Source organism: Pseudomonas sp. CFBP2511, assembly GCF_030209255.1.
Lineage (GTDB): Bacteria > Pseudomonadota > Gammaproteobacteria > Pseudomonadales > Pseudomonadaceae > Aquipseudomonas > Aquipseudomonas avellanae.
Map to the genome: position 1 here is coordinate 275,343 of NZ_JARVSI010000028.1, position 18,653 is coordinate 293,995.

Genomic DNA, 18,653 nt, shown 5'->3' on the forward strand with positions numbered 1-18,653 from the left:
GCAAACGGGGCGCGCTTGAGCGCTCCGTTTTCATTTCTGCTGACGAAATTCTCTGGGCGACTGCCCGGTGGCGCGCTTGAAAAACCGCGAAAAATAAGCCGGCTCGGAAAACCCCAGGCTGTCGGACACCTGATTGATGGTCAGGGTGGTGTAAATCAGGTTGCGCTTGGCCTCCAGCAACAGTCGCTGGCTGATGATCTGCAACGCCGACTGGTCGCACAGCCGCCGACACAGCGCATTCAAATGCGCGGCGCTGATGCCCATGGCCTGCGCATGTTGCTCGATGGACCAGTGCTCGCGAAAACATGTTTCCAGTTGATGCATGAACACCTGCAGATGCTCTCGCCCGCGGTCCATTGTCTGCACCTGTTCGCCGGCCTCTTCGCTGTTGCGCCGACTGAGCCAGACCACCAGCACGTTGATCAATGAATGCAGCATCAGATCACGACCGGCTCTGGGCTGTCGGTATTCACGAGCGATGGCGCTGAACAGCGTGTCGACGTAATGGCTGTCCGCCCCTAGCTCGTAACACCGTGCCGTGCGCATCGCCGAGCTGTCGAGCGTCGTCTCAAGCTGCTCCACCAAGGGTTTGGCCAGGCTGAGAATGTGCCCCTGAATATCTTCGGCAAACCTGAAAGTGTGCACGCTCAATGCGGGGACCACCTGCAGCGAAGCGGTCTCGACCTTGCTGACCCGGTCCTCGACCTTGAGCATCGCCTTGCCCGATTGCACATACAGCAACTGCACCAGGTCGCCATGCCGATGCGGCTTGATCTCCCAGTCGTGCATCCTGCTGCGCTCGGGGATCGACTCGCAGTGGATCAGGTCCGGCGTCGGCCAGGCGGTGGTTTCGCCATAAAGCTTGAACACCGGTATCGCGGTAATGGCAGGTCTGGACATGCGGCATGCCTCCTGAACCCTCGAAAAGTCCACATAATGCGCTGAATATTGCCTTCTTATCTCGACAGCATCCATTAAAAATACAGGAGACAAAAACAAACGCATCCCGCCGATCACGGTTGGCAGGGGGCACCAGAGAGGGCAACCATCATGAAAACCCAAGTCGCAATTATCGGTTCAGGCCCTTCCGGGTTGCTATTGGGCCAACTGTTGCAGCGCGCCGGCATCGACAACGTGATTGTCGAGCGCAAGAACCCCGACTACATCCTCTCGCGCATCCGCGCAGGGGTGCTCGAGCAAGGCATGGTCGATCTGCTGCGCGAGGCAGGCGTCAGTGAGCGCATGGACGCCGAGGGCCTGATTCATGATGGTTTCGAACTGGCCTTCGACGGCCGCTGCGAACGTATTGACCTGAAAAGCCTGGCCGATGGCAAGACCGTGATGGTCTACGGCCAGACCGAAGTCACCCGCGACCTGATGAAGGCCCGCGCGGCGATCGGCGCGATGACGGTCTATGACGCGTCCGACGTGAATATTCACGCGCCAAAAACCGACAGCCCCTACCTGACGTTCCTCAAAGACGGCGAAACCGTACGTCTGGACTGCGACTACATTGCGGGCTGCGACGGTTTTCATGGCGTGTCGCGGCAATCGATCCCGTCTCAAGCGCTGAAAATCTTCGAACGCGTCTACCCGTTTGGCTGGCTCGGCGTGCTGGCCGACACACCGCCGGTCAACGAAGAACTGGTCTACGCCAACCACCCGCGCGGCTTTGCCCTGTGCAGCATGCGCTCGGCCATTCGCACGCGTTATTACGTGCAGGTCAGCGCCGACGAGGAGGTCGAAGACTGGTCAGACGAGCGTTTCTGGACCGAACTGAAATCCCGTTTGCCCGCGCACCTGGCAGACCGCCTGGTGACGGGCCCGTCCATCGAGAAAAGCATCGCGCCACTGCGCAGTTTCGTGGTGGAACCCATGCAGTACGGCCGCCTGTTCCTGCTCGGCGACGCCGCCCACATCGTCCCGCCGACCGGCGCCAAGGGCCTGAACCTGGCGGCCAGTGATGTAAGTACGCTGTACCGGATCCTGCTCAAGGTCTATCGCGAAGGCCGCACCGACCTGCTGGAAAAGTACTCGCACATCTGCCTGCGCCGGGTGTGGAAAGCCGAACGCTTCTCCTGGTGGATGACCTCGGTGCTGCACAACTTCCCGGACACCGACGCGTTCAGCCAGCGCATCCAGCAGACCGAACTGGACTATTACGTCGGCTCAGAGGCCGGGCGCCGGACCATTGCAGAGAATTACGTGGGTTTGCCGTATGAGGCGATTGAGTAGCAGATGAGGACGCGGAGCGTCCAGCCAGGCATGCCGACGCAGAGCGTCGCACGATAGCGGTAGTGAGATTATCGTTCCGCACGCTCTGCGTGGGAATGCAGTTCTGGACGCTCTGCGTCCGATCTTGAGCCGCAGCGCACGATAGCGGTAGTGAGATTATCGTTCCGCACGCTCTGCGTAGGAATGCAGTTCTGGACGCTCTGCGTCCGATCTTGAGCAGCGTCGCAACGAGGACGCCGAGCCACGCAATACATGCCAGCGCAGAGCCATACGTTGTGCAATCACACAACACACCCCCCGCGTAGCCGTGCAAAACCCCAAAGCGTTTTCGCGACCCGCCCCCTATGATCAGGCGTGCACCCGGCAAGTCCCCTAAAAACAACAAGCACAGAGGAACACACGCCATGACCGCTACTTCGACCCACGAGGTGGGCGACGCTGAAGGCAATCATGTCTACCGTCGCATCACCCTGCGCCTTATCCCGTTTATCTTCATCTGCTACCTGTTCAACTACCTGGACCGCGTGAACGTCGGCTTCGCCAAGCTGCAGATGCTCGATGCCCTGAGCTTCAGCGAGACGGTCTACGGCCTGGGTGCCGGTATCTTTTTCATTGGCTACGTGTTGTGCGGCCTGCCCAGCAATCTGGCGCTGAACCGCTTCGGGCCACGCCGCTGGATCGGCCTGATGATGATCACCTGGGGCATCTTTTCCACCTGCCTGCTGTTCGTCACCACGCCGGTCGAGTTCTACGTGCTGCGTTTTCTGACCGGCATGGCCGAGGCCGGTTTCTTCCCCGGTATCGTGCTGTACCTCTCGCGCTGGTACCCGAACCAGCGCCGCGGGCGGATCATGGCGCTGTTCATGTCGGCCATCCCGGTCTCCGGGCTGCTCGGCGGGCCGTTTTCCGGCTGGATCCTCAATCACTTTGCCGCCGGTCAGGGCGGCATGGCGGGCTGGCAATGGATGTTTCTGATTCAGGGCCTGCCTACCGTGGCGCTTGGCGTGCTGGCGTTCTTTGTGTTGTGTGACAAGGTTGAAGACGCACGCTGGCTCACGCCTGAACAGCGCCAGCGGGTCAAGACCGATATCACCCACGATGAACTGAATCGACCGGTGCAAGGCAAAAGCTCAGTGGCTTCGGTGCTGACCATGCCATTCATCTGGGTTCTGGGCTTTATCTACTTCTGCATTCAGAGCGGTGTGTATGCGATCAACTTCTGGCTGCCTTCGATCATCAAGAACCTGGGTTTCAGCGACGCGCTGGTGATCGGCTGGATCAGCGCCGTGCCATACCTGATGGCAGGCGTGTTCATGCTGCTGGTCGGCCGCTCCGCAGACCTGCGCAATGAGCGCCGCTGGCATTTGGTCGTGCCGATGCTGATGGGCGCGACTGGCCTGATCATCGCCGCCAACTTTGCGACAGTGCCCCTCATCGCCATCCTCGGCCTGACCATCGCGACCATGGGTGCGCTGACCAGCCTGCCAATTTTCTGGCCCTTGCCCACCGCACTGCTGAGCGCCAGCGTTGCAGCGGGCGGGCTGGCGCTGATCAATTCAATCGGCCAGATGGCAGGCTTCCTCAGCCCGTATCTGGTGGGCTGGATCAAGGACCAGACCGGTTCGACCACCCTGGCGCTGTACTCGCTGGCCGCGCTGACCATCGTCGGCAGCCTGGTGGCCTTGCGGGTCAGCCGTCAGAGCGCGGTGAAGGTCCCAGCCGCTGCCTGAACACGCTTGTCCCCTGCCCCGAGCCAGGCCTGGTGCCTGGCTTTTTCTGTGATGCACTTCGGGGCGCTCTCCGTGTGCAAACCTTTGCGCACAGAGAACAGTCCGAAATCAGGTGCGGCTTTTATTTCACGCCCTGCAGCACCTAAACGAGCTTGCGCATATGTGCGCAAAAGGTTGCTCAGTATTGGGTGTTTTTTGCCTGGCAATTTAGCCTGGCCTTCATCGACCAACTCTATCTACTTGTTTTAAATAGATAAAATTTATTTCGGCATACTTTTTGGAACGGTGTTCTGCATACGGCGGGTGAATTGCCCGTTGCTGCGCAGAGAATGTCCCGCATGACCGATAAAAACGGCACCCATCAACAACGACGTGCTGCACTGTTCCCCAAAACCCCGGCGACCGCTACCAGCCTGTGCCCCTTCCGTGGACCGAATATCGCCATTGTGCCCGTGCGCTATGCGCTGGATCGCTCGCGCTACGACGTCAACCCCACGCAACTGAAGCCACTGCCCAAAGACGGCCATTGGGCCAGCCTGCCGAAGTTGAAAACACGCAGTTACACCTTGCGCCAACTGTACGACGGCTACGTTTACGTGTTCGACGAAACAGCCGGCACGCTGCATGAATACGTAGCCTCAGCCAGCGACGGCCATCTGAGCCGCATCGCCTGGACCGAGGCGCACATCGGTAATGACCAGCGAACCGGTGCCGATGAGGGACAACCCTTTCTGCTGTATCCACGAGAGCACCGCCTGCACATCGCCTTTTCCCCGATGCAGTGGACGTGGCGAATGTGCGAGCACATGCGCTCCCACGCCCCAAGCCGCGCGTTGTGGATGAAGGCGCTGGACCTGGCCAGCTACTGCCTCACCATGGCCGAACCGGACACCCTGCCGCTGGATCGCATCGCCGAGGCCGTGGCGGATATCGACAAAGACTGTGTTGTGGAAGATGGCCGTTTTGCAGATTCGGCGATTCCCAGTGCTCGCCCGCCATCAGAAGGCGCAGAACCCGATCCGTTATGGGCACCGCTGGGCGCCGATGTCTTCTGGCAAGGCAGCGTCTACGATCAGGACAGCTCTCTGGTCATTGCCCTCGATGACCCGCTTGCCGTTTTCAACGACTTGGGCATGCAGCTGGCCGCCGATCAGGCGGCTTTTCGGGAATGGCAAAGCGCCCACGAACACAAGATCCAGATTGCCCAGACCGCCGCCACGCTGTGCGGTGCAGAGAGCGAAGCAGAGAAGCTGCCAGCATCGGTGCGCGGTGATGCGCTGCGCACGCATCAGTACCTCAGTGAGGTCGAAGCGTACTTTGAGCAATGCATTCTTGAAGAAGCACAGATCAGCAGTAGCAACGTTCCTGGAGATTTTCTGCTGCTGCCGGACATGTTCAAGAGCCTGGACATGCGCAAATCGATCGAAACACGTTATGGCAGCGCGCCGACCGATGAGGGCGCGCAGGCCTGGAAAGATCGCCACAAATGGCGGCGCGAGGTCGATCTGAGCAGTGCGCGTCAGTACCTTTTGCAGCACCTGCCGACCGGAGACAAACGCCTGCAACAGGTGCGTGACACGCAAAGCGATTTCCAGCACTGGGCGGCACATATAGGCACCGAACCGCTCAAGCTGTTCATCGACACCACACACCCGAAAACCCTGCTGTATTTGCAGACGATCATGCTCAATCTGCAGATCATCTATGCGCAGGACAGCGCCGCAAATGCCTGGCTGGCCGAGCAGGAAGCTAACACCAGCAGCCTGTTTGGCACCCTGCGTTATGGTTTTTCGCCAGCGCTCAAGCACGCCCTGCATCAGGAAGCCGATGCACTGCTGAACGGCCTCGGCGACGTCACCAATCTGGCCACGCGCATCGGTGAACTCAATGGCGTGCTCAACCATCGGGGCTTTGCCGACAAGCCGTGGATGAAGGCGCTGAAACAGCCTGTTCAAGACACCTTCAAAGCCCTCGGCGAACTGGCCAGCGGTGCCGGCAAAGCCAGGTTTGAAAGTGTATTACTGGCATGGGTGCCCATCGACAGCCGCATGGCCCTTGGCAAGCAGCAGAACATCGTTGCGTTGCTTCGCACCCTGCTGATCGGCCAGATATTGCTCGACTCGACAGCACGCGTCGCGATCAATGAGCAGACAGTGACCAAGCTCAAACAGTGGGTAAGTGAGTGGCAAGTCCTCAACAAGCAAATCAGCGAGCTGGTGCGCAGTTGGCAATACCCGAACGCCTACAACACGCGCCAAAGCACCGCTCGCAACTTGCAGGCCCATAAACACAAACTGCGCGTTCACGAACTGAGCATCCCCGCCCTGCTCGACTTTCAGAACAACGAATACGCCAAACTATTGCAGGACGAGATTCGCCAATACTTCCAGTCCGGCAAAACCCTGACCAAGGACTGGCTCGCCCGCGCCAAAGGCTGGACCGACCGACTGGGCGGCGTTGCCGGCACGATCACCTGGGGCGTGGTCATGCTTAACCTGATCAATACCGCCTTCCTCTATCGGGACCTTACCCGGGATGGGGATTTCAGTACCAAGGACATTGGCAAGGTGACGTATGGATTGGGGTACAGCTTCAATCTGTTGATGGCGGTGTTTGTTGAAGCGCCGTGGGCGATTATCCGTACGGCCAAGCCACTGGTTATTGGCGGGTATGACGTGGGCATTCTTGATAAGTCGGCAGCTTATTGGAAAGCACGGGGTAACGCAGTCTGGGGTGATGCTATACGCGGGTTCAGGGGCTCGATGGTGGCGATGGGTGGGTTTGGGCTAGCGGCGGTTACACTTGAACTATTTGATGTTGCAGATGATTTTTACGCAGCAAAAACGTCAGAGGAAGAATATGGACTTCGTGTAAAGTGGTCTTCCGTATTAATGATGGGATTAGGTTCTGCAGCCCAATTGTTCGCAGGTTTTTTCCCCGCTAGCGCTTTTGCGATAATCGCGATGAATCCATGGTTCAGCGTAGCTCTGTTCGCAACGGGCTTTATCTATCTCCTTGCTACGATGTACCTTAATTACTTCAAGCAAGATAGTGTTGGCTGGTGGCTACGCAAGTGCTGTTGGTCCAATACAGCGAACTATCGCTACGCCGAGACTGCCGATGGCAAGCATGAAGAAGTGCGCGCGCTGATGGAAATTCAATTATCTCCGCAGGTCCATGTAAAAAGCACCGTGAATTATGAAAACCGTTATCTTGGCAAAAGCGATTATTACAGCGTCGCGGTACAAAATGGTGCTGGAGTACAAGTGCGATTGCCAAACGTGTTACGCGGGCAGACCGTGCATTTCAATGTCATCAGCAGCAAGCGTCCCTTGGGCGTGCTGACTGTAGAGAAAATAGATCAGCCGATACATGAAGCTTTTCTGGACCACGGGCAATTCAGGAAGCTCGAACAGTTCGGGACGCTTACCAACAAGTCTGCTGGCAAGGCGAGTGAAGACTTTACCTACCCCCGCATGCCACCTGAAAACGAAGACCTCATCTGGGAAACCTGGGTGCCGCTCGACAAGGACGCAACGTACCTTGAGCTGCAACTCTGGTACCCGGCCAATCTTTTAAATCCTGGCGGAGACGATAGAAGCTATCTGTTTCAGATGGAACTTGGTATACGAGGCGATACGGCTATTGACGGCCTGGCTGCTGTGGAACTCGAGGTAAAGGCATCTAGCAGGATCGGCGCTCTGACCCTGGAAGTCGCAGAGGGCACACCTGTATGACTCAGCTAGAAAAAGCTCTGAATCTGCCGAAAGGCAAAGACATCCTAAACTGGAAAATAAAAACCTTAGCGAGATCACCTAAAGAAATCATGATCACGCAGCTTGGGTTTGCCGCCTTCCATGTAATGGCAAGCTCACTTTTTATTTGGTTAGGCTGGGTAATGTTTTCAGACAGCCCATCCTCTCTCGTGTGCGTAATACTTGCACTTGGAGGCCATCTTGCCTACTTTATAGGCCTGCTCATCCGCCAAAAAACCATCTACAACTACACCCTCAAAACCGATGGCGCCACAGTCGAGTATTACCTGCACTACCCCGACTTCGCCTCATCCTTCTTCAAAGGCATCGCCATAGCCGTCATCCTGATATTCGTTTTCATCGCCCTTCTCACCGGCTCATTTCTCTTCCTGATCGGCCCGGTAGCGATGGCAGTTATCGCAGCCGTCAAGCTGCTGAATTGGGAAAACCCCGTCCACCATCGACAAACCGCCCCTTGGCACCTGCATGAGTTTGTCACGGTTGATCACAAGCGCCTGATGGTCATCATTCACTGCGACGACGTCACCACAGGCTTCGCCGCCCGCTTTCCCAGTAAGGAATTGATGACAAAGTACCTCGCGTTTCTCCACGAGGTCCTTCCTCCAAGCGCGGAGTACATCGAGAAGGCCTCGAACTGGAAGTAGCGCTGATGCTGTTCAGGCTTGAGTCTTCAACCCTCAAGCCCGAGAAAGCACATCAATGTGCGATCGGCACCGTGAAGCGAAACTCGCTGCCGTGGCCAACCTGGCTTTGCGCAGCTAGTTCGCCGCCGTGGGCCTTGATGATGCCTTGCGAGATATACAGGCCCAGGCCGGTGCCGGTCGGGTTGCCTTCCTTGACGGTCCAGTAGCGCTCGAAGATGTGTGGCAGCTGTTCAGGAGGGATGCCCTCGCCGGAATCGCGTACGGTAAACACCACTTCGTCGCCGTTGGACATCGCCGCCACACCGATCCTGCCCAGTTTCGGGGTGAACTTGATCGCGTTGCCGATCAGGTTGGACAGCACCTGGAACAGCCGCTCCGGGTCAGCATTGACCTTGATGTCGGGCTCGGCATTGAAGGAAATCTCGATGGACTTGTCCATCGCCAACGGGGCGAGCAGCGTATAGGCCTCTTCGAATATCTGGCTGACTTCCAGCGGCTGCGGCGTGATGGTGTAGCGGCCGGCCTCGATTTTCGAGGTGTCGAGCAAATCTTCGAGCAACACGTTCATGCGGCTGGCAGCTTGCTGCATGGTGTCGATTGCCGTGGAAATACGACGCGAGGTGTGCGGGCCGTCGGAGCTGAACGACTTCTGCATCATGCCGCACAGCATCGAGATGACCGTCATCGGGTTGCGCAGGTCATGAGACACCACCGCCACCAGTTCGTCGCGAGCACGCACCGCCTGCTGCTCCTTGCTGACCTGCCGGGACAGGTCATTTTCCAGCGCGGAGCGGCGCAGGTCATTGGCAGCGAACACATCGCCGTGGCTCCACTTGGCGGCGATCCCGGTCATTTCGACCTTCCAGATCTCGAACGACGTGCGCGGTCGCAGGCGCACAATGCTGTCCGAGGCGTCCAGGTTCAGCGGTTTGTTCGGGTCGCCGCTCCACTGAACGCTTTGCTTGACCTCCGGACGAAACCAGATCACGCCGTTATCCACAGGCTTGGGCAGGGTCATGGCCAGTACACCGCTGGCCACAGCCTGATAAGCCTCGGCGGGCGGGTAGACACTGGAAAGATGATGACTGGCATACACCGGCTCACCGCCTGCCGTCATCCAGGTGTGCAGCGCGCGGATATCCGACGGCTCCGGGCAGTTGCCGTAGCAGTGTGTTTGCCGGTCTTCGATGATGGCGACGCCGGTGGCGCCGACCAGGTCCATCAACAACTGCGGCTGCTGCGCCAGGCCATCGAACACGTCCGTGTCGGAGGTTGCCATCATCTGATGCAACTGCTGCAGGGTCTGAATCTTGGTCTCGCGCTGGCGGCTGACTTCCAGCGCTTCCATAGCGCTGATCTGCAACGACAGCACTTGGCCAATTGCCTGGCACGCGCTGCGCAGCTCATGGGACACGTACAGCGGCGTGCGATGCCCGCAACTGATCAGGCCCCACAGCTTGCCGCCCTGAATCAGCGAAACACTCATGGATGACAGCACGCCCATGTTTTTCATGTATTGGCAGTGAATCGGCGACACACTGCGCAGTGTCGAAAAACTCAGGTCAAGCTGCTGCTGGGTGTCCGGGCGCAATTGCGGCACCAGGGGCACCGGCGTGTAGTTGGCATCGGGAATGATGCGCAGCCAGTTGCGGCGATACAGTTCGCGCGCCTGCTCGGGAATGTCCGACGCCGGGAAGAACAAGCCGTTGAACAGTTCCATGGCCGGTGCCGACGCTTCAGCGATAACCTGACCGTGACCCTCTTCTTCGAACCGGTAGATCAATACCCGGTCGTAACCGGTCATTTTCTGGATTTCGCGAACACTGACTTCGTAGAGTGTCTGCAGATCAGCGGCGGCATGCAGTTGGCGCAACATACGCCCCATGTTGCCGGTGCGTTCGGAATAACTGACCGCCTGCGCGGCCTTGTCCTGAATTTCAAGTTCCAGAACCAGCGCGTCCTGGCTGCGATGCAACATGGCCTCGAACTCGACGCCCTCGACCGACATCAATAAACGTGGCACATCAACGAGGGAATCGTTGGCACTGGTACTTCTGATCACTTCAGCCCAGCCTGCACCCAACACGCAATCCAGCGTCTGCCCGGCAAGTTGATCGGGCACCTTGCCCAGCACGCTCTGCACATTGGCGCTGACTTGCAGGATCGTCAGTTCAGGCTCTTTGAGCGTGAACAACAGACCATGAGGCTGAATGGCCCCGGGAAACTGAATGGGCTCATCCGCACAATTGGCCAGGAGGACTTCAAAAGCGTCCTTGTCGAGTTGGCTCATAGCAGTACCTCTTGACCGTCGAGCCAGTGCTCGAAACATGCAAATGTGGAATGGGCCGCATGGGCTGCAGCCTCGGTAAATTCAACGCCTTGGGGCACAGCGTCAAGGTGGTTCAGAAAAACCTTCCAGCGCGGTCCGGTTTCAGCACCGTACACGTCGAGAAAGGCCGCGCCACTGTGTTCATCCAGCCCCAGACGCTTGAGCACCTCGCGGCGCAACACTTGCCCGCCCAATGTCGCGCCTTCAAGCACATACATTACGCCCAGACAGGCGCCGGGAGAATCGGTTATCGGTAATTGCGTGCAGTGCGGAAGTTGCCTGATGTCATGTTCGGACATACCCAGCGCGCACAAGTCTTTCACCAGCACACACGTCTTGATCCGGTCATCTGGAGTGAGCGCACAGGGCATGAACGTGCTGTCACGCAATGCCGCCTCAAGCGGTGCATAGAAGCCGTAATAGGCCTGCAACAAGCGAAGGTACAGCGCGTGGTCCAGAACAGACGAGAAAAAAGGCATGCGTTTTTCAAGTTGAACGTGCAACTGATTCGTTTCAGCGCGAAGTGCACCAATCAACTTCGGCGGGGTGACAGGTGAAAAACTTGCCGGCATCCAGAAAGGCTCTTGAGAGTGCGATAGACGGAAAACGTATCCGTGCGAAAACAGGCCGCCAAAATACAGATTCAACGCAGAACCTGACAGGCTTTTCCGGAATTGGCGACGAAACACCGTAGTGCATAACGAAAAACCGCCAGCGCTGCACAGTGGCGGTTTTTCATCGCCGGATAAATCTGCTATCGACTCAATGACAATAGTCGAAAACCGGCCGATGTACGTGTTTCGTAAAGATGCGGATCACAGTGGAAAGCACTTTAACATCATCGCGTGCCGAGTCCAGCGCTGCGCAAGCACCCGGCCCCAACGGATAGCTTGCGCACTGCGCTTTGCCTAAAAACATGTCCGATTGGTCAGCGCACGTTCTGGTACAACATCATTCGCGACGTTTCATGCAGGCCACGGGTAAGGTCTCGCAGGCGCTCGAACTCTTGCGGGTTCTGTTCGGCAACGTTGTCCAGCGGCGTTGGCGAGGCCAGGTCGTGAAGCGTCGGCGAGCTACCATCGTGCTCCATCTGCAGCAGGTAATGACGCGTGACCCCGCCGATCAACGGGAACGTACCCTCACGCAACACCAATGGCACAACACGCTCGCCCTCCGGAGCAGGCTGCTGAATGTCGCGCCCCATCGTACCGCTGGTGAATTCCATTCCGACCATGCCTGCCAGCGTCGGCAGCAGATCGGTGAGGCCGACCGCTTCATCAATGACCCGTGTGCCCAATAAACCGGGCGCGTGAATCAGCATGGGCACATTGTTGCTTTCCAGCCCCAGTTGCTCGAACGCCGGTGCCATGTGCGGAATCTGGCTGATGCGTGTGTTGTGGTCGCCGAACAGCACAAAGATGGTGTTCTCGTAATAGCCGCCAGCCTTGGCCAGGTCCATCAACCGTCCGATATTGAAGTCCAGCAGGCGCACGGCGTTGTACTGCTCCACGCTACGTGAACCGGCAGCCTGAACTTGCTCCAGCGTCTTGTCGCTGACCTGAAAACCGTCGTTGTCCCTGGGAATGGTGAAAGGCCGGTGATTGCCTGCGGTCTGCACGTAGGCAAAGAACGGTTTGTCGGCGGGCAGCGCACGCAGAATCCGGTCGCTTTCCTTGAACAGGTCAAGGTCGGAAATCCCCCAGACATCGACCTGCGGTGACTTCCAGTCGCGCTCGTCGTACAGGCGCACGTCGTCAATGCTGCGGCGGATCAGCGCGTTCATGTTGGCCCAGCCGGAATTGCCGCCAATCATGTAGAGCTTCTCGTAGCCCTTGAAGTCATTGATGATGGTGTTCTGGCGGGTCAGCAAGGGGTGGCGCGTCGCGGTCTCCTGCCGGGTGACGTCGGGCACCCCGGTAATGCTCGCCCAGACGGTTTTCGCGGTGCCGGTCACCGGCACATAGAAGTGCTTGAAGAACCAGCTTTGCGTGGCCAGATGATCGATATTCGGGGTCGGATTGAGCGGGTTGCCGTAGGCACCCACCGCGCTGGTGCCCAGTGATTCGAGCATCACGAACATCACGTTCGGCGGCCGCTCACCGGGCAGTCGATAAGGCTGCTCAGGTTGCTGACGCTTGAAATTCAGCGCCTGTGCATCGGGCTGCTGAACGCCCAGATAACGCGCCACCACCTCGTAATGCTCGCGCACTTTCGCTTCGTCGAAGTGCGACTGGGAAACCTTGAGCGTGTCGTACAAAAACAGCGCTGGGTTGAGCCCCAGCGCAGCCACCTGACTGTTACCGGAGAAAAACGCATCGCTCCAGCGCAACGGCACGGGGTTCTCCAGGTTGAGATTCTCGACCCGGCCCAGCAAGCCGAGAAAGGTCGCGCAGACCATCAATGCCGAGCCCCAGACCACCGACCAGCGTTTGATCGGCCGCGCCTGGCGGTTCAGCGTCACGCGTTCAAGCCTGAGCAACGCCCAGCCCAGCGCGACGACCGTCAGCAGCCAGCCGGCCGTGATCCACACCACCGGGTAAGTTTGCCAGAGCATGTCGCGGGAGATCTGCGCGTCTTCCAGATAGCGCATCACGCTGGCGTTGAGCCGCACACCGAGGTAGGCGTAGTGGCCGAAGTCGACGACATGAATCATCGTCAGAATCGCCAGCGCAATAATCAGATAACCCCGTGCCACCCAGCGCAGGGCAGGCACATTGATCAGGTTCCAGCGTGGCAGCCAGAGCAGCAGCGCAACCGGCAGCACGATCAACAGTGCCAGACGCAGGTCGAAGCGCAAGCCGATGCCCAAGGTCTGCACAACTTCACTGTGGGTAAACAGCGTGCCCGGCTCGACGCCGGAAAACCCGTAGAAAAACACGCCTCTGAGTAACGCCGACAGCAGGAACACCAGCGTGACCGCGCCCAGCCAGTAGCGCAGGCGTCGCGATTGCAACCAACTCATTGTTCTTCCTCTACACGTTGCCGGCAGACAGCGCAGCCGAACGGCGCTGCCCCATTGCCCGGCGATAAACAAAACGGATGGCCAGGCCCAGCAGAGCCCCGCAGCAATACAGCGCAAGCAATGGGTCGATCAGGTAATCCCAATAGTTTTCCGACGGCTTGATTCTGAACGTGAACGCCAGCGTAGCAACGGTCAGCATCGCCACAGCCAGCACATTGCGCAGGCAGATCAGCCCCAGCGCGATGACCGCAACAATGATGATCATCGGCCTCGGGTTGTAACCCCAGCGGTAGGGGTCGAAATAGGTCAGGCCGAGCGTGGCCGGGTACAGCGTCAGCGCCAGCGCGGCAAACACCAGCAGCATCACCCATCGCAGGGATGGCGCTATGGGCTTGAGCACGCCGAGCCGCTGCAGGGTCAGCCAGCCCAGCACCACCAGGCTGCTGATCGCCAGGTCATCGGTCAGGCTGCGGGCGTAGGACGCCATCGACAGGCCGTCAACCGAGACCACACTCAACAGCGACGCCGCCGCCAGCACGCCGCAGCGCCACCATAACGATGCGGTCAGCGGGGCGAACACGATAAATAACGTCCAGGCAAATGCCAGATGAGCCAATCCCAAAGCGATCATAAAAGCTGCTCCGCCAGCCAGGCCTCGTTGAAGCTGACATGTTTGATAAAGGTGTTATTCCACGAATAGACCAGGTGATACAGACCGTCAGGGCTACGTATGAAGTACGGATACTCGTACTCGAAATCGCAGCCCTGGGGCGCACAGACACGTTGATCCAGGTTACTCAGAAACTCTGCTTCCATCGGCTGGCGAAGTGCGCCACTGGAAGCTCGAAAGCCCTGACCGATGACCTCTTTATAAGCTTCCAGAGAAAACGGGGTTCCCAGCGGATCAGGCGACTTGTCCAGATCAGGCAGCGGTCGCCAGACTTTCATCTGCTCGTCGGTGCTGTACAGGCTGAGTTTGAAGCGCCCTTCGCGCAGGTCATTGAGCGCCACCAGCAGGCCCTTGCCCGGCACACCCACCGCCGCCAGCGACGAGTTAGGGTTGCTCGGCGCCAAGGGATACGGCTCGCTCCAGGTCTGCCCGCCGTCCTCGGTGCGGCTCGCCAGCACGCGGTGGAAAGTTTCGCCTGCATAACGCAGCAAGGCGACCGCGCGCTGCCCGTCGAGTGGCACGACAGTCGGTTGCAGGGAGTTCTTGCCTCGGCTGATGCGAAACTTGTCGATCACCTCGCCGTCAGCACTCAGGTACAGGTATTCAGCAAACTTTCCGAGAAACTCGTGATACACAGGCAGGCCGATCGAGCCGTCGGCATGAAACACCGGCGCACCCCGAACCAGCGTGCTGATGTTCAGAAACGGTGAGGTCACCAGTTGGCGCGGCGCCGACCAACTGGCCCCCATGTCGCTGGAGACCATCGCATTGACCGAACTGCCGGCCCAGCCACCGACCGAAACCGACACATAGAACAGCCACAGGCGGTTGTCCGGGGCCAGCGCAATCACCGGGTTACCCAGCTTGCGGATGTACTTGCCGGTACCGGTCTGGGTGGATTCGCGGGTCGCCAGCACCTGCTCGCCGCCCCACTCCTCGGCCTGCGCGTCGAAGCGCGAGGTGCGGATTTCCACGTCTCCTGCGCCCTCGCGGGAACCGGCAAACCACACCGACATCAGATCGCCGCCGGGCAACGCCGTCACCGCTGAGGAGTGCACGAAATCGTTCAGGTCAGAGGATGCAAAGCGCGAACTATAGGAAGCCTTGGGTGGCAGGCTCTCGGTGCCAACCGGGGCCGGGGTGACCGCAAAGCCGGAAATACGGTGCAGCGGATGGCTGAGCCATGCGCCGAGAAAAATCGCTACAACAATCAGGCCTGCGCTCCATGCAGTCAGGTTTCGGGAAATAACACGCATCAGGAGGCATCACTGTAGTGAAGGACAAGGATGGGGGTTCAGCGATAGTCATCTTCAGGCAACGGACGTCGTTTTCCTGTCAGCATCGACAACGGCAGGTTGTCACGCACTTGAAAACTTTCGAAGATGGCTGCGGCCATGTGCAGCACCACCAGGGCACACAACGTATTGGCGAGGATTTCATGGGTCTGCAAAGGCCAGTCGGCCCCCCACAGGGCATCGACCTCCTCCATCAGGAAACCGGTCAGGCCCATGCCGAAAATCAGCGCCATCATGAGTACCATGACCAGCGCGCCGAGCGGAGAATGACCGAGCCGGTGGACCGGCTTGCGATCTATCAGCGAGCGAACATGCGCGCGCAAACGCGCAGGGCTCGGCCAGAAATCGCTCCAACGGGCGCTGGTCGGCCCGAGGAAACCCCACACCACTCGCACCGCCAGCCAGGCAACCGCGTAATAGCCCAGCCAGACGTGCCAGTCGTCGCCCGCTTCATTGAAGAAATAATTGGCAACGAAAACACCCGCGATCGAGACGTGAAACAGCCTGACCAGCGGGTCCCACAGGCGCAGGGAGACCCGGCTCATTACTTGATCTCGGTCTTGACCGCTTTACCGGTGACCGGATCGTGATAGATCTCGACCTTGCGCTTGTCCTTGTCGAAGCCGTAGATCTCGTAGCAGTTGCCGTCAGTCACCTTGAACTTGCTGATCTCGTAACCCTGGGCCTTGAGCTGCTCCTGGAACTTGGCCTGATCCTGCCATTGGGACTTTTCAGCGGTGGTGCATTGCGGGCCGGCGAGCGCCAACGGGCTGGCCAACAACAGGGAAATCAGCAGAATTTTACGCATGGCAAATGCTCTCGGGCAGTGAAGGAGCGCCTACTGTGCGAAACCAATCTTAGGAAAAGCTTAATACGTAACAGCTGGTAACATCTTCCCGGACACACGGCGCTTCGCGGCACTGCGCGCGGGCGGCATCATGGCGCCCTTCTCACCCTACTCATTGGTCAACCCCTATGCGCCTGCTTCTTGTCGAGGATGATCGTGCGATTGGCCAAGGTATCCGCGTGGCCCTCAATACCGAAGGCTATACGCTGGACTGGCTGGAAGACGGGCTGAGCGCGCTGCATGCCCTGCGCAGCGAACCCTTCGACCTGTTGCTGCTCGACCTCGGCCTGCCACGCATGGACGGCTTCGACCTGCTGCGCCAGTTGCGTGCCGAAGAACTTGCCCTGCCGGTGCTGATCCTGACTGCCCGCGACGGCACCGCCGACCGCATCGCCGGGCTGGACGCGGGGGCCGACGATTACCTGATCAAGCCGTTCGACGTCGATGAACTGAAGGCCCGCGTGCGTGCCCTGCTCAGGCGCAGCCAGGGGCGCGCGCAGCCGTTGCTGGAACACGCCGGCATCAGCCTCGACCCGGCGTCGCAGCAGGTCAGTTTTCAGGGCAGCGAAGTACTGATGACACCGATGGAATATCAACTGCTGCACCAACTGATGATCCGCCCCGGCAAGGTGGTGACCCGCGAGCGCCTGTCCAACACCCTGTACGGCTGGCAGGACAAGGTCGAAAGCAACACCCTAGAAGTGCTGATTCACAACCTGCGCAAAAAACTGTCCACCGAGCTGATCCGCACCGTGCGCGGCGTCGGTTACCTGCTGGAGCTCAAGGCATGACCTCGGTACGTGCGCGCATTCTGGTCCCGGTGCTGCTGCTGTTACTGCTCGGCAACCTGGCCATCAGCCTGCTCGCCCTGCGGGACAGCCATCACGAAATCGAAGAAGTCTACGACGCGCAGCTGGCCCAGAGCGCCCGCTTGCTGCAAGGCGTATTGAGCCAGCGGGCAGCCGGCGAACAGGACCTGGACAAGCTTTATCAGGCGTTCGATCAAGCCATGAGCCGGGTGGGCACCAGCGGCGTGGCCCACCCCTATGAAACCCGCCTGACGTTCCAGGTCTGGCGCACCTCGGGCGAGCTGTTGGTGCGCTCGGCCGAAGCGCCCCTGCTCAGTGCGCCACCCGCCGCAGAAGGCTCACATGACCTGATTGAAAACGGCCACGAGTGGTGCGGCTTTTTGCTGGCCGATCCACAGCAGGGTTTCCTGATCTGGGTCGGTGAGCGTGACGATGTCCGTCAGGACCTGATCCAGCGCATTGTCAGCCACACCGTGTGGCCGACGCTGATCGGCGTGCCGTTGCTGGTGGTGGCAATCTGGCTGGCCATCGGCTGGGGCCTGCGCCCGTTACAGTCGATGGCCGAGGTCATCCGCAAACGCGATGCTGAAAGCCTCGAGCCTCTTGATGTAGCCCCGCTGCCCAAGGAACTGGAGCCCATGCAGCACGCGCTCAATCGCCTGCTGACCCAGATCGAAAGCGTGCTGGAGCGCGAGCGACGGTTCATCGCCGACGCCGCCCATGAACTGCGCACACCGCTGACCATCCTGCGTATCCACGCCCAGAACGCCCGCCAGGCGGAGAGCCCGGAGCAACGTCTGGAAGCACTGGATTTTCTCGTGCATGGCGTCGACCGCGCTGCCCGTCTGGCCAGTCAGTTGCTGACCATGGCCCGGCTTGAACCGCGCCTTGAAATCAGTCAGTTGCAAACCTTCGAGCTGAACACGCTGGTACGCGAGGAAATGGCCGAGCTGACACCACTGGCGCTGGAAAAGCGTGTCGATCTGGTCTTTGAAGCAGGCGATGACTGCGTGATTCACAGCGACCCCTCAGCCATCACCATCGCGCTGCAGAACCTGCTGACCAACGCGCTCAACTTCGCTCCGCCTGCCAGCGAGATTCGCGTGATGCTCCACCGCCAGGAAGACGGCAGCGCGCACTTGTCCGTCGAAGACGCAGGGCCGGGTATCGATGAGAAACAGAAGGCACGTCTGTTTGAGCGCTTCTACAGCCAGGGCCACAGCAATGGGGCAGGACTGGGCCTGGCGATTGTCGACATGATCGTGCGCAAACTGGAAAGCAGCCTGCACCTGCGCAATTCGGCGCAGGGCGGGCTGTGTGCGGAGTTGAGGCTCAAGAGCCGAACAGCCTAACGCT

14 protein-coding genes are annotated in these 18,653 nt (G+C 59.2%); 6 read left to right on the forward strand and 8 right to left on the reverse strand.

All coding sequences use genetic code 11. The features are described 5' to 3' along the window. Positions 1-30 precede the first annotated feature (30 nt). A complete protein-coding gene (locus QRN38_RS24030) occupies positions 31-900 on the reverse strand; it encodes a helix-turn-helix domain-containing protein (RefSeq protein ID WP_024668000.1) in 870 nt (289 codons plus the stop codon). A gap of 150 nt (positions 901-1,050) precedes the next feature. Between QRN38_RS24030 and pobA the strand changes: the two genes are divergently transcribed. The 4 genes from pobA (at position 1,051) to QRN38_RS24050 (ending at position 8,385) form a co-directional block, all read left to right on the forward strand. Then, entirely contained in the window at positions 1,051-2,235 is a 1,185-nt protein-coding gene (pobA, locus tag QRN38_RS24035; protein WP_057418941.1) for a 4-hydroxybenzoate 3-monooxygenase, read from the forward strand. Between the two features lie 404 nt (positions 2,236-2,639). Continuing rightward, positions 2,640-3,965 (forward strand): MFS transporter, encoded by a 1,326-nt coding sequence (locus tag QRN38_RS24040; protein ID WP_057418940.1) that lies wholly within the window; start codon positions 2,640-2,642, stop codon positions 3,963-3,965. A 338-nt stretch (positions 3,966-4,303) separates the two neighbouring features. Further along, positions 4,304-7,702, forward strand: coding sequence for a toxin VasX (locus tag QRN38_RS24045; protein ID WP_285362719.1), 3,399 nt, complete (start codon positions 4,304-4,306; stop codon positions 7,700-7,702). Beyond that, entirely contained in the window at positions 7,699-8,385 is a 687-nt protein-coding gene (locus QRN38_RS24050; RefSeq protein ID WP_057418855.1) for a hypothetical protein, read from the forward strand. Before QRN38_RS24045 ends, QRN38_RS24050 begins: the two co-directional genes overlap by 4 nt. A 52-nt stretch (positions 8,386-8,437) precedes the next feature. Here the strand turns inward: QRN38_RS24050 and QRN38_RS24055 are convergent, their stop codons facing one another. The 7 genes from QRN38_RS24055 to QRN38_RS24085 form a co-directional block, all read right to left on the reverse strand. Further along, positions 8,438-10,675 carry an ATP-binding protein gene (locus QRN38_RS24055; RefSeq protein ID WP_057418854.1) on the reverse strand — a complete coding sequence of 746 codons (2,238 nt, stop codon included), beginning with the start codon at positions 10,673-10,675 and terminating at the stop codon, positions 8,438-8,440. Then, positions 10,672-11,286, reverse strand: a complete 615-nt coding sequence (locus tag QRN38_RS24060) for a biliverdin-producing heme oxygenase (RefSeq protein WP_057418853.1) — start codon at positions 11,284-11,286, stop codon at positions 10,672-10,674. Before QRN38_RS24060 ends, QRN38_RS24055 begins: the two co-directional genes overlap by 4 nt. Before the next feature lie 356 nt (positions 11,287-11,642). After that, on the reverse strand, positions 11,643-13,676 hold the full coding sequence (locus QRN38_RS24065) for an LTA synthase family protein (protein ID WP_057418852.1): 2,034 nt from the start codon (positions 13,674-13,676) through the stop codon (positions 11,643-11,645). Between the two features lie 10 nt (positions 13,677-13,686). Further along, positions 13,687-14,307: a hypothetical protein gene (locus tag QRN38_RS24070; protein WP_057418851.1), complete on the reverse strand. Its 621-nt coding sequence runs from the start codon at positions 14,305-14,307 to the stop codon at positions 13,687-13,689. Next, positions 14,304-15,602: a sialidase family protein gene (locus QRN38_RS24075; RefSeq protein ID WP_007245029.1), complete on the reverse strand. Its 1,299-nt coding sequence runs from the start codon at positions 15,600-15,602 to the stop codon at positions 14,304-14,306. The genes QRN38_RS24070 and QRN38_RS24075 overlap by 4 nt, the downstream gene beginning before the upstream one ends. Positions 15,603-15,640: 38 nt before the next feature. Then, positions 15,641-16,186, reverse strand: a complete 546-nt coding sequence (locus tag QRN38_RS24080) for a cytochrome b/b6 domain-containing protein (RefSeq protein WP_024666380.1) — start codon at positions 16,184-16,186, stop codon at positions 15,641-15,643. Then, positions 16,186-16,449, reverse strand: coding sequence for a PepSY domain-containing protein (locus QRN38_RS24085; protein ID WP_005767847.1), 264 nt, complete (start codon positions 16,447-16,449; stop codon positions 16,186-16,188). Before QRN38_RS24085 ends, QRN38_RS24080 begins: the two co-directional genes overlap by 1 nt. Positions 16,450-16,616: 167 nt before the next feature. Between QRN38_RS24085 and QRN38_RS24090 the strand changes: the two genes are divergently transcribed. Both QRN38_RS24090 and QRN38_RS24095 read left to right on the forward strand, forming a co-directional pair. Further along, positions 16,617-17,279, forward strand: a complete 663-nt coding sequence (locus QRN38_RS24090) for a response regulator (protein WP_005616701.1) — start codon at positions 16,617-16,619, stop codon at positions 17,277-17,279. Next, a complete protein-coding gene (locus QRN38_RS24095) occupies positions 17,276-18,649 on the forward strand; it encodes a sensor histidine kinase (protein WP_057418850.1) in 1,374 nt (457 codons plus the stop codon). Before QRN38_RS24090 ends, QRN38_RS24095 begins: the two co-directional genes overlap by 4 nt. The last annotated feature ends 4 nt before the right edge of the window (positions 18,650-18,653 follow it).